The 12,227-nt window shown below is 70.2% G+C and carries 12 protein-coding genes; 8 read left to right on the top strand and 4 right to left on the bottom strand.

Translation table 11 applies throughout. The annotated features are described in order from the left end of the window. The first annotated feature begins 10 nt into the window (after positions 1-10). Positions 11-211: a hypothetical protein gene (locus ABZS66_RS29035; RefSeq protein ID WP_354763067.1), complete on the top strand. Its 201-nt coding sequence runs from the start codon at positions 11-13 to the stop codon at positions 209-211. Between the two features lie 79 nt (positions 212-290). Further along, positions 291-653 carry a response regulator gene (locus ABZS66_RS29030; protein WP_354763065.1) on the top strand — a complete coding sequence of 121 codons (363 nt, stop codon included), beginning with the start codon at positions 291-293 and terminating at the stop codon, positions 651-653. Positions 654-714: 61 nt separating this feature from the next. Here ABZS66_RS29030 and ABZS66_RS29025 read toward each other — a convergent pair whose 3' ends face one another. From ABZS66_RS29025 to ABZS66_RS29010, 4 genes are all read right to left on the bottom strand, one after another. Next, positions 715-1,431: a GAF and ANTAR domain-containing protein gene (locus tag ABZS66_RS29025; protein WP_354763063.1), complete on the bottom strand. Its 717-nt coding sequence runs from the start codon at positions 1,429-1,431 to the stop codon at positions 715-717. A 99-nt stretch (positions 1,432-1,530) separates the two neighbouring features. Beyond that, positions 1,531-2,682, bottom strand: a complete 1,152-nt coding sequence (locus ABZS66_RS29020) for a SigB/SigF/SigG family RNA polymerase sigma factor (protein WP_354763061.1) — start codon at positions 2,680-2,682, stop codon at positions 1,531-1,533. Between the two features lie 168 nt (positions 2,683-2,850). After that, positions 2,851-3,585, bottom strand: coding sequence for an ATP-binding protein (locus ABZS66_RS29015; RefSeq protein WP_354763059.1), 735 nt, complete (start codon positions 3,583-3,585; stop codon positions 2,851-2,853). Between the two features lie 66 nt (positions 3,586-3,651). Then, complete coding sequence (locus ABZS66_RS29010) at positions 3,652-4,365, bottom strand: phosphoribosyltransferase family protein (protein ID WP_354763057.1); 714 nt, start codon at positions 4,363-4,365, stop codon at positions 3,652-3,654. Between the two features lie 265 nt (positions 4,366-4,630). On the opposite strand from ABZS66_RS29010, the gene ABZS66_RS29005 reads away from it, so the two are divergent. The 6 genes from ABZS66_RS29005 (at position 4,631) to ABZS66_RS28980 (ending at position 11,892) form a co-directional block, all read left to right on the top strand. Beyond that, entirely contained in the window at positions 4,631-5,110 is a 480-nt protein-coding gene (locus ABZS66_RS29005) for a hypothetical protein (protein WP_354763055.1), read from the top strand. Positions 5,111-5,291: 181 nt separating this feature from the next. Then, positions 5,292-6,317, top strand: a complete 1,026-nt coding sequence (locus ABZS66_RS29000) for a LacI family DNA-binding transcriptional regulator (protein ID WP_354763053.1) — start codon at positions 5,292-5,294, stop codon at positions 6,315-6,317. A gap of 459 nt (positions 6,318-6,776) precedes the next feature. Then, a complete protein-coding gene (locus ABZS66_RS28995) occupies positions 6,777-8,171 on the top strand; it encodes an extracellular solute-binding protein (RefSeq protein WP_354763051.1) in 1,395 nt (464 codons plus the stop codon). A 90-nt stretch (positions 8,172-8,261) separates the two neighbouring features. Further along, positions 8,262-9,245, top strand: a complete 984-nt coding sequence (locus tag ABZS66_RS28990; protein WP_354763049.1) for a sugar ABC transporter permease — start codon at positions 8,262-8,264, stop codon at positions 9,243-9,245. A gap of 20 nt (positions 9,246-9,265) precedes the next feature. Then, a complete protein-coding gene (locus tag ABZS66_RS28985; RefSeq protein ID WP_354763047.1) occupies positions 9,266-10,246 on the top strand; it encodes a carbohydrate ABC transporter permease in 981 nt (326 codons plus the stop codon). Between the two features lie 53 nt (positions 10,247-10,299). Then, entirely contained in the window at positions 10,300-11,892 is a 1,593-nt protein-coding gene (locus ABZS66_RS28980) for an alpha-amylase family glycosyl hydrolase (RefSeq protein WP_354763045.1), read from the top strand. The last annotated feature ends 335 nt before the right edge of the window (positions 11,893-12,227 follow it).

The following is a 12,227-nucleotide window of genomic DNA, read 5'->3' as shown; positions in this document are numbered from 1 at the left end:
CGGTGGCGGGATGAGCGCAGTCTTCGCCTGGTTGCACGCCTATCTCGCCACCGTCGTCGACGCCTCCACCCTGGAGCTCGGCGGTGAGGTCGCCAAGCGACGCCCGCGCGCCAGCGGCGGCCTCATCGGCGCCTGCTGCTGCGCGGTGGTCGTGGTGGTCGCGGTCGTGGTGGTCATCATCGTCATGCGCCGGCGTCGCCCGCGGCAGTAGCACTCAGGTTCCCGCCGATTCCGGCCGATTCGGACCGATGGGGAGGTTGCGGCCCCATCGGGAAGGGAACCCTGCTGTCATGGCGCGAGTCCTGCTCATCGACGACGACGCGGCGATCCGGGAGACGACGGCGATCCGCCTCCAGATCGGCGGCCACCACGTGATCACCGCGGCGAGCCCGCGGGAGGCGCTCTCGATGGCCGCCGACCACCCGCGGTTCGACGTGGCCGTGCTCGACCTGCACCTGCCCCGGCAGGACGGGGACGAGCTGCTCGACCTCCTGCGGGCCAACCGGGCCACGGCCGGCCTCCCGGTGGTGTTCTACAGCGCGAACGCGCCGCACGCGACGTCGGTCCACGGGCTGTCGCTCGCCGACACCGGCCTGACCAGCGGCCGCCCGCTGAACAACCTGCTGGCCACCATCGACTGCCTGTCGCACTGAACGGCGGCAGCCGCCCGCCAACGCGACGGGCACGCGGCGCCTGACCGTCGCCGAGCCGGCGCTATACGGTGGCGCGGCGCTCCACGGTCTCGACCAGGCGCTGCGCCACCGTCGTGAGCGGCAGCTGCAGCCGCCCCGCCGTGCTGCGCAGCACCTCCAGCGCGGAGTCGGCCGAGCAGGCGCGCTGGACCATCATGATCCCGACCGCCCGGTTCACCGTCTCCCCGTCGGCGAGCGCCTCCTCCAGCTGGGCGTGCAGCCCGGCCCGGCGGCCCCGGTCGAGGACGGCCGACAGCAGCAGCCCGGCGTGCTCGGCGACCAGCATCGCGGTCAGGCCGACGTCCGTGGTGAACGAGCCCGCCGCGGCCGAGTAGACCGTCAGCGCCCCGATCACCTGCTCGTCGATGTCGACCGGCACGGTGATCACCCCGCGCACGCCCGCCGCGAGGGCCCGCTCGCGCCACCGCGGCCACCGGGTGTCGACGGCCAGGTCGTCGCTCAGGATGAGATCCCTGGAGCGGATGGCCTCCATCGACGGCCCGGTGCCGCTGTCGTACTGGCTGTCGAGGAGGTCCGCCGGCAGCCCGGACGACGCCGCCGCGGTCGACGGGCCGCCGGCCCGCACCAGGGTCACCGCGCACCACGAGGCCCCGTCGACGAGGTCCGCGGCGGTCTCCACCAGGTCCTCCATGGCCTCGTCCAGGTCGTCGCTGGCGATGAGGCGCGCGGTGAGCTGGCGCAGGACGGCGGCGATCTCCACGGTGTGGAGGTCAGTCACATCTCCCCCTTCGGTCGGGCGGGCGCAGACACGCGACGGCGTCGGCGCCCGCACCGGGGAGCCTCCTACCCCACGACCGAAGATCCCAACCGCCAGGCTCTAGCCGTCCAGCAGCGCCCTCCGCAGTCCCTCGAGGGTCCGGCTGAGCAGCCGCGACACGTGCATCTGGGAGATGCCCAGGTCGGCCGCGATCTGGGCCTGGGTGCGGTTGCCGTAGAAGCGCAGCGACAGGATCCGCCGCTCGCGCTCCGGCAGCCGGGCGATCAGCGGCTTGATCGCCTGCCGGAACTCCACCCCGTCGATGTCCCGGTCGTCGTCGCCGAGCACGTCAGCGAGCGTGCCCGCGTCGTCGTCCCCGCCGAGTGGCGCGAAGAGCGACACCGGCCGGTATGCCGACGAGGCGACCAGCGCCTCCAGGATCTGCTCCTCGTCGACGCCGAGGTGCTCGGCGACGTCCTTGGGGGTCGGCGAGCGGCCCAGCCGCTGGCCGAGCGTGTCGCGGACCCGGTTGATCTCGATCCGCAGCTCCTGGAGGCGGCGCGGGACGTGGACGCCCCAGCCCTTGTCCCGGAAGTACCGCTTGAGCTCCCCGACGATCGTCGGCGTCGCGTAGCCGCCGAAATCGGTGCCGTAGTCCGGGTCGAAGCCGTCGATCGCCTTCATCAGCCCGAGGGCGGCGACCTGGCTCAGGTCGGCGGGTGACTCGCCCATGCCGTGGAAGCGGCGGGCCAGCCGGTCGGCGAGCGGCAGGCTGTGCTCGATCGCCCGCTCGCGCAGCGCGCCCCGCCGGGGGTCGCTGCGGTCCATGGCGGCCGCCTGACGCAGCAGCTCGTTGACGGTCGTCCACTGGCTCGGCGGGTCGTTTCCCGCCTCGTCCGCGTCGGCGTCCGCCGGCGGCGAGCCGGGCGGCGGGTCGTCGTACGCCCTCAGCTGCTTCGCCGCCCCGATGATCTCCAGGACGTCGAGCACCAGCTCGCTGGCGCCGGGGGCGCGCAGCGCGCCGCCCCGCTCCTGGGCCTCCAGCTGGGCCCGCAGCAAGGTGTCGGCGGCGGCGCAGTCGAGCAGGCGCAGCCGGGAAAGGTCGACGGTCAGTTGTTTGTGTCCGGCGTCGAGACGTTCGAACAGCGCCACGCGCAGATCGAGGCTGGCCGCGTAGTCGAGGATTCCCGACGGTCGCAGGACTTCGTCGTCGCCATTACGCCAGGTCTCCAGTGAAAGTACCGAATCACTTCGGACTTCTTCTATGGGCATTGTCTCCATGGTGGAGACTCCCCCCTATCCCATCGCATTGCGGGGCAAGCGATTCGCGGTTGAGCGTGCGGTCACGGACGTGGGCGGATTGGCTTTCCGCATCACTGTACGCACGGCGAAGTCGCCGATTTCCATGCGAAAGGGTGAGCTGGCGGGTGACCTTTTTCCTCAGATTCGAATAGTGGCCCAGACGACTTTGCCATCGGGCACAGGTGTATATCCCCAACCGGCGGTCAACGCGCCGACGACCAACAGTCCGCGACCGTCCTCGCGCAGTGAGTCATTGGTCGCGCCGGGCCGCGGCGGATCCGCGCTGTGGTCGCGCACCGCGACGTGCAGCAGCCGCCGGCGCAGCGCCACGCAGACCTCCATCTCGGTCCGGGCGTGCCGCACCACGTTGCTGACCAGCTCGGTGACGACGAGCTCAGCGAGGTCCTTGACCTGCGGGATGTCCCAGAGGTGGCACGCGCGGTCGACGAGGTGCCGGGCGGCCGCGGTGGCGTCGACCATCGGCTGCAGGGTCACCTCGAGGCGGCGGGGAGCGGCGCCGTCGGGCCGGTGCGCGAGGGCCGCGTCGGTGGTGGGGAAGAGCGGCACGAGCCGCATGACGGCCATCCGGTCCAGCGCCGAGGCGAGCGGCGGGGGAGCGGCCGCCAGGGTGACGGCGCTGCCGGGCCAGGCGGCGGCGTGCTGGGCGAGCGCCGGCAGGACCGTCAGGGCCACGTCGTCCTGGTGCCGCAGGTCGGCGACGTCCAGCACGATCACCGACGGCTCCGTCGCCAGGCACCCGATCACGGCGGACCGCAGCGACGGGCAGCTCTCGACGTCGAGCACCCCGCCGAGGCGCACGACGGTCGCGTCACCCCGGCGCTCGATGCTGGCCCGCAGGCCTCCCGCCCTCATGGGGTGATGCTCTACCCGCCCGCGGCGTTATAAACACCACGGGCGGGCAGTTGAATTCTTCGGTCTTCAGACTGCGGCCGGCACCTTTGCCGCGCCCCAGGCCCGCATGCACAGCTCGGCCACGTGGGCGTCGGTGAGCGGGGCGAAGTTCCGGTAGTAGAGCCCGAGCGCGTGGAACTCGCGCGGGCTGTGCATGTCGATCACCGCGTCGACGTCGGTGGCGAGCAGGTCGACCGACTCCGCCGCGCACACCGGCGCGGCGAACACCAGGTGGGCGGGCTTGCCCGCCTGGAGGGCACGGACCGCCGCCCGCGCGGTCACCCCGGTGGCGAGGCCGTCGTCGACGACCACCACCATCCGGCCGGCCACGTCGGGTGCCGGTCGCGACCCGCGATAGCGCTCCTGGCGCCTTCGCAGCTCCACCCGCTCCCGCTGTACCGCGGGACCGAGATCGCTGGCGTTGAGCCCCACCGCGGCGAGCGCGCTGCGGTCGAAGACCGGCGGCCCGTTCTCCGCGATCGCGCCGACTCCGTGATCCGCCTGCCAGGGCAGGCCGATCTTGCGCGAGATCACCAGGTCGAAGTCGGCGCCGATGCCTTCCGCCACCGCCACGCCGACGGGCACCCCGCCGCGCGGCAGGGCGAGCACCATCGGCGGCAGTTCGCCGGTCGGGCGCTTTCCGGCCATCGAGAGTTGCCGCAAGTGAGCCGCGACCGCGGTGCCGAGCATGCGTCCCGCGGCCGTCCGGTCCGCGAAGCGCTCGTGTTCAGGCGGCCACATGGCCGTGATCCTTCGTCACCGGTGCGGCCCGCAGGCCATCGATCCGCATCAAGCGGACACCCCCTTCACTCGCGCGGTGGGGCCGGTGGTGTCACCCCTCCGTCCCCGTCGTCGCTCTGCCGCGACACGCCGCGTCGGGGCGAAGCCTACCCCTCGCTGACCTGCGGAAACGCCACTTTCGGCTAACCCGCACCGGGTGATGGGCCGGTTGGCGCGACCGGGCGTGACCGATGCGGCGCGGGGTTCCGTGGGGAAAGATGTGCGGGTGGACTCCTCGATCGCGGTGTTCGACGTCGACGGCGTGGTGGCCGACGTCCGGCACCGGCTGCACCACCTCGAGCGCCGCCCGAAGAACTGGTCGCGCTTCTTCGCCGCCGCGGGCCGCGACCCGGCCCTCGCGGTGGGCGTGGCACTGGCCCGCGAGTACGCGGCCACCCACGTCCTGGTCTGGCTGACCGGCCGCCCCGAGCACCTGCGCACGCTGACGACCGACTGGCTGCGCCGCCACGAGCTGCCCGCCGAGCTGCTGTTCATGCGCCCGGCGAACGACCGCCGCCCGTCCCGCGACTTCAAGGCCGGCCAGCTGGCCCGGCTGGCCCGCGAGTCGCCGATCGAGATCGTCGTGGACGACGACCCGGAGGTGATCGAGAAGCTGCGCGGCCTGGGCTACCCGGTCCGCCTCGCCGACTGGGTCCCGCACTCATCGACCCTGGAGGCCGCCCAGGAGCGCGAGGGCCGCACCTGACCGGTCCGCGCACCGTCCCCGCGATCTTGGAGTTGTGGTCCCGAACATGTCCGGAAGGTCGGGACAAACCCGGGACCGCAACTCCAGGATCGCGGGGCGTCCGGGGGTGAAGGCCCGCGGTGTGGTTGGGTGGGTGACATCCGTGCAAAAAATTGCGTAGGTATGCACTACGCTTGCGGGCATGACTCGACGACTCGCTGAGGTGGCGAAGTATGCCGGCGTGAGCGAGGCGACCGTGAGTCGGGTGCTCAACGGCAAGCCCGGCATCTCAGACGCGACGCGCACGGCCGTGCTCACCGCACTCGACGTGCTGGGCTACGAGCGGCCGACCAAGCTGCGCGGTGAGCGGGCCCGCCTCGTCGGCCTGGTGCTGCCGGAGCTGCAGAACCCGATCTTCCCCGCCTTCGCCGAAGTGGTCGCCGGTGCGCTGTCCAAGCGAGGGTTCACCCCCGTGCTCTGCACCCGCACCGCCGACGGGGTGTCCGAGGCCGACTACGTCGAGATGCTGCTCGACCAGCACGTCTCCGGCATCATCTTCTGCGGCGGGCTCTACCACCAGGCGGCCGCCGAGCACGACCACTACCACCGCCTGCACGAGCGCGGGCTGCCCGCCGTGCTGGTCAACGCGGCCATCGACGACCTGGGCTTCCCGCGCGTCTCGGTCGACGACGGTCACGCGGTCGACCAGGCGTTCAACCACCTGATCTCGCTCGGGCACAAGCGCATCGGGCTGATCCTCGGGCCGGCCGACCACGCCCCGTCCAACCGCAAGCTCGCCGCGTTCAAGGCGGCCGCGACGTTCTCCGAGTCGGTCAGCGAGGACGACGTCGAGCGGGTCATCTTCTCGATGGAGGGCGGCCGCGCCGGCGCCACCCGGCTCATCAAGCACGGCGTCACCGGCATCATCTGCGCCAGCGACGTGCAGGCCCTGGGCGCGATCCGGGCCGCCCGCCGGCTCGGCCGCGAGGTGCCCGACGACGTCTCGGTCGTGGGCTTCGACGACTCGCTGTTCATGAACTGCACCGACCCGCCGCTGACCACGGTCCGCCAGCCCATCCAGGCGATGGGCCAGGCCGCGGTGACGCTGCTCGTCAGCCAGGTCGCCGGCACCCTCGTGCCGACCGAGGAGATGCTCTTCGAGCCCGAGCTCGTCGTGCGCGGCTCCACGGGCGCGTTGCAGGAGGCCAAGGCCCCCTCGGCGGCATAAGCACCGCCGCACACCCCAGCAGGCCCGCGAGCGCCGCGACTTCCGGAAGGGAGTCGCGGCGCTCTTTGCGTTGCCGACGTTAAGCGCTTACAAGTTGCGATCCGTGATCTTGCGACTACGCAGGTGGGATAGGCAGCATGCCGCTCGATCCATTTTGGGACGCTTCCGCGCAAGTTGTAGGCAATGGGAGCGTGTCCGTGCAAGCAAGTGCCAGTGGATCATTAAAATTTTGCAACGGACCATGGACTTCTTGTGGAGCGTGAGCCTAATCTCTTGCCAACGCCAGGCCGAAATCCTGACGCGATGCGATGGAAACCGATCAGTAACGCGCTTGCAGCACCCCCGGGCAGCCCAGGTTGGACGCCCTGCTGCCCGTCCGGCCTCGTTCGAAGCAGTTCCTCCATCCGATCCGCACCGTGCCGGGCCGGATGCCTACACACCCCCCAACAAGGAGCGACGATGAAGTTCTCTCGACGTACCACGATGGCAATCGCCGTCGTGGGTGCGCTCGCGCTCGGCAGCACGCTGGGCGCGTGCTCATCGGACGACAGCAGCAGCGGCGACTCTGGTTCGACGACGCTCGACCCGAACACCAAGGTCACGCTCAACGTCGTGGGGCTCCTCCCCGGCGCGAAGCCCGAGGCCCAGCAGGCACTCGCGGACGAGGTGGCGGACTTCCAGAAGGAAAACCCGAACATCACGGTCAAGACCCACGACTACGAGTGGAAGGCCACGACGTTCGCGGCCGACCTCGCCGGCGGCACGCTGCCCTCGGTGTTCGAGATTCCCTTCACCGACGCGAAGACGCTGATCGCGAACGCGCAGATCGCCGACATGCAGGCGTACCTCACCCAGCTCGCGTACGCGTCGAACTTCAACAAGAACCTGCTGCAGTACGGCCAGGGCTCGGACGGCCACGTCTACGCCATCCCCGCGAAGAGCATCTACGCGATCGGCCTGCACTACAACCGTGACCTGTTCACCCAGGCCGGCCTCGACCCGAACAAGCCGCCGACCACCTGGGAAGAGGTCCGCACGGCCGCCAAGGCCATCGCGGAGAAGACCGGCCAGGCCGGCTTCGCCCAGATGTCCAAGGACGGCACCGGCGGCTGGCAGCTGACGGTCGACACCTACTCCCGTGGCGGGCGTATGGAGGACGGCAAGAAGGCCACGCTCACCAACGACGCGACCAAGGCCTCGCTGCAGTTCCTGAAGGACCTGCGCTGGACGGACAACTCCATGGGCGCGAACTTCAGCTACGACTGGTCGGGCATCAACCAGGCGTTCGCCGCCGGCAAGATCGGCATGTACACCTCGGGTCAGGACGTCTACACGAGCCTGGTGCAGACCAACAACATCAACCCGAAGTCGTACGGTCTGACGATGATCCCGCTCTCGGGTGGCGAGTCGGGCGTGCTCGGTGGCGGCACCATGGCCGCCGTGTCGAGCAAGGCCAGCAACAACGAGAAGGCCGCCGCCGTCAAGTGGATCGACTACCACTACCTGCGCAAGTACACCAACGAGGGCGCCGCGAAGAAGAACGCGGAGATCCAGGTGGCGAGCAAGCAGCCCGTGGGCACCCCTGAGCTGCCGATCTTCACCCAGCAGCAGTACCAGCAGTACCAGGACTGGATCAAGACCTACGTCAACGTCCCGCTGGACCAGATGACCACCTTCACCAGCAAGGTGTTCGACGCCAAGCTCGTCAACGAGCCGGCGATCGCCACCCAGGACGTCTACAAGGCGCTCGACACGGCGGTGCAGGCGGTCCTGACCGACAAGAACGCCAACATCGACCAGCTGCTCACCGAGGCCAACGCGAAGGCGCAGCGCGCCATCGACGCGGCCGGCTGACGCTCACCACACCATCAACAACCCGCAAGGCGTGGGCCGCCGGACGACCGGCGGCCCACGCCGGGAAACCAGGACGAGGAGTGATGTGTCGTGAGTGCTCTGGGCGCCCCGCGCGGCACCGGCGACGCCACCGGCGCCAGGGGCAACCATCGGCCGGCGACCAGCGGTAGGCCGCGCCGGCGCGACCCGATGACCTGGGTCCAGCGCGGCGGCCTGAGCTCGATCGTGTTCGCGCTGCCGCTCCTGGTCATCTTCGGCGTCTTCTCGTGGTGGCCGATCGTGCGGTCGGTCGTCATGAGCTTCCAGAAGACCAACCTCGTCGGGACGCCGAAGTGGGTCGGCTGGCACAACTTCCAGTACGTGCTCACCGATCCCGACCTGCCCACGGCGATCCGCAACACCCTCTACTTCGCGCTGCTCGCCCTGGTGATCGGCTTCCCGGTCCCGCTGGTGACGGCGGTGCTCATCAGCTCGGTCCGCAAGCGCAAGGGCCTGTACTCCGCGCTCGCCTACCTGCCGGTGGTGGTGCCGCCGGTCGTCGCCGTGCTGCTGTGGAAGTTCTTCTACGACGGCTCCGCGGACGGCGTGTTCAACACGATCCTGGACTGGGTCGGCCTCGGCCCGTACACCTGGCTGTCGAGCCCGTCCCTGGCGATGCCGTCCCTGGTCGTCGAGGCGACGTGGGCCGCGGCCGGCGGTACCGTGATCATCTATCTGGCCGCGCTCATCAGCGTGCCGGACGAGCTCTACGACGCGGCCGAGGTCGACGGGGCCGGCGTCTGGCGGAAGGTGTGGCACGTGGCCATGCCGCAGCTGCGGGGCGTCCTGCTCATCACCTTCATTCTCCAGATCATTGGTACCGTCCAGGTGTTCCTGGAGCCCTACCTGTTCACCGGCGGCGGCCCGGCGAACGCCACGCTGACGATCCTGCTCATGATCTACAACTACGGATTCGGTAGCTCCCTGGGCGGGAACTACGGTGCGGCGACGGCCCTGTCCGTGATGCTCGCCGCGTTCCTGGCGATTCTGTCGCTGGTGTACTTCAAGCTCACATCCGGCTGGAGCAAGTCGTGACCGGCCAGAAGGGGACCACCATGACCGTCACCAGTCCGGCCCGGCCACCGGCCGGCGAGGCGACGCCGGCCGGTGCGGTCAGGGTCGCCCGGCCGGTCCGCAAGCCCAAGGCGTCCCACTTCGACGGCAGCCGCGGCTTCGTCTCCGACCAGGACTGGCGCAACCCTCGCGTCAGCGTGACCATGAAGCTCCTGCACTGGACGCTGCTGGCACTGCTCCTGGTGGTCGGCATCGGGCCGATGCTGCTGCTCGCGAAGTACGCGATCACGCCGACGCAGGACATCATCCGCACGCCGCTGGCGGTCTTCCCGCACGGCGTGCGCTGGGAGAACGTCAGCGAGGCGTGGAACGACGTCCAGATCAGCCGGTACTTCCTCAACACGATCTGGCTCGCCGCCGGCTCCTGGTTCGTGCAGCTGCTCGTCGCGACCACGGGCGGCTTCGTGCTGTCCGTCCTGCGGCCGGCCTGGGCCAAGATCGTCCACGGCCTGGTGATCGCGACCCTGTTCGTGCCGAGCGTGGTGCTCCTCGTGCCGCTCTACCTCACGATCCTCAACCCGCCCGGAATCGGCACGTCGCTGATCAACAGTTTCTTCGCGGTCTGGCTGCCGTCCGGCGCCAGCGCGTTCAACGTGGTGATCGTGACGCGGTTCTTCGACAGCCTCCCGCGCGAGGTGTTCGAGGCGGCCAAGGTCGACGGCGCCAGCTCGTTCCGGCTGTTCTGGTCGGTCGTCCTGCCGATGTCGAAGCCGATCCTCGGCGTCGTGTCGGTCTTCGCGGCCATCGCGAGCTGGAAGGACTTCCTGTGGCCGATGCTCGTGCTCAAGGACCAGGCCAAGCAGCCGCTGTCGGTGCGCCTGCCCGCGATCGCGCAGCAGACCGATCTGGGCGTGTTCCTCGCGTCCCTCGCGATCTCGACGCTGATCCCGGTCGTGTTCTTCCTCATCTTCCAGCGCCTGTTCCTCTCCAGCGCCGGCCTGGGCGGCGCCGTCAAGGGCTGAGCGCACGCCCCTGACCGTCCCACCACACTTCTATGCAAGAAAGCAGGTTCCACGTGGCCGACCAGAACCACCAAGCATGGTGGCGCAGCGCCGCTATCTACCAGGTCTACCTGCGGAGCTTCGCCGACGGCAACGGCGACGGTGTCGGCGACCTGGCGGGCCTGCGCTCGCGCCTGCCGTACCTGGCCGGCCTGGGCGTCGACGCGATCTGGATCGTGCCGTGGTACCCCTCGCCGCTGGCCGACGGCGGCTACGACGTCGCCGACTTCCGGGCCATCGACCCGATCTTCGGCACCCTCGCCGAGGCCGAGAAGCTCATCGAGGAGGCGCACGCCGCCGGCATCCGGGTGATCTGCGACATCGTCCCGAACCACTGCTCCGACCAGCACGCGTGGTTCCAGCGGGCGCTCGCGTCCGCGCCCGGCTCGCCGGAGCGGGACCTGTTCTGGTTCCGCAAGGGCCGCGGTGAGCACGGCGAGCTGCCGCCGACCGACCTCCAGTCGATCTTCGGCGGCCCCGCCTGGACCCGGGTCGCCGACGGCGAGTGGTACCTGCATCTGTTCGCGCCCGAGCAGCCGGACTTCAACTGGGACCACCCGGCCGTCCGCGAGGAGTTCGAGGACATCGTGCGGTTCTGGCTCGACCGGGGCATCGACGGCATCCGGATCGACTCGGCCGCCGTGCTCATCAAGGACCCGCTGGTCAGCGACGACTACGAGGACAACGAGGGGATCCACGAGATCTACCAGTCCTGGCGGCGCATCTCCGACACCTACTCGCCGCCGCGGGCGCTCATCGGCGAGGTCTGGCTGCCCGACCACGAGGCGTTCGCGCGGTACCTCCAGGAGGGCGAGCTGCACACCGCGTTCAACTTCGCCTTCCTCGGGGCGCCGTGGGAGGCCGAGCGGCTGCGGTACGAGATCGACATGACCCTGGCCGTGCACGCCCCGGTCGCCGCCCCGGCCACCTGGGTGCTGAGCAACCACGACGTGACGCGCGAGGTGACGCGCTTCGGCCGCGAGGTCACCAACTTCGCGTTCGCCGACAAGCGCTTCGACGTGCCGTCGGACCTGGAGCTCGGCGCCCGCCGGGGCCGTGCCGCCGCGCTGCTCATCATGTCGCTGCCCGGCGCCGTCTACCTGTACCAGGGCGAGGAGCTCGGCCTGGAGGAGGTCGAGGACCTCGACGACGCGCTCCGCGAGGACCCCATGTTCCACCGTTCCGGGGGGATCGACCCCGGCCGGGACGGCTGCCGGGTGCCGCTGCCCTGGTCGGGGTCCGCCCCGCCGTTCGGGTTCAGCCCGGCCGACGCCACCGGCGACCCGTGGCTCCCGCAGCCGGCGGGCTGGGCGGGCAAGACGGTCGCCGCCCAGGAGGGCGTGGCGGGGTCCTTCCTCGAGTTGTACCGCGAGGCGCTGCGCATCCGCCGCGCCGATTCCTCGCTCGGGGACGGGCCGATGCGGTGGCTGGACGCCGACCCGCAGGTGCTCGCGTTCGCGCGCGGCGACGGCTTCGCCAACGTGACGAACCTCGGCCCGTCCGCGGTGCCGCTGCCGCCGCACGCCGAGGTACTGCTGACGAGCGTGCCCCTGAACGAGGACGGGACCCTGCCGTCCGACGCCTCCGCCTGGATCCGCCTCACGTGACCTGCTGAACGCAGGGGTGAACGGGGGCCCTGCAACCAAGGACGCCGGGCGGTCGCACAAGTTGGCGGGTGCGGCCGCCCGGCTTTTTCATTCAGGCGACCGTCCCGCGCGGGCGCCGTGCTCGTCGCCGGCGTGGCTACTCTTAACTGTTAATCACTCAGCAGGCCAGAGCGTTAACTGTTAAGACGACGGAAGATCTTCCGGCGTCGTATGCCTCTCCAATAACTTTGAACCAAGGAAATTGAACACTTCCTTGTGGAGGCGGCACATGCGTTCCACCCTGACCGTCGCGGCGACATCCCAGCCGTTCCGATGGTGACGCCGGTAAGTTCCGG

The organism is Dactylosporangium sp. NPDC005572 (assembly GCF_040605515.1).
In the GTDB taxonomy this organism is placed as follows: Bacteria; Actinomycetota; Actinomycetes; order Mycobacteriales; family Micromonosporaceae; genus Dactylosporangium.
This window is presented reverse-complemented; position numbering and strand designations above follow the sequence as displayed.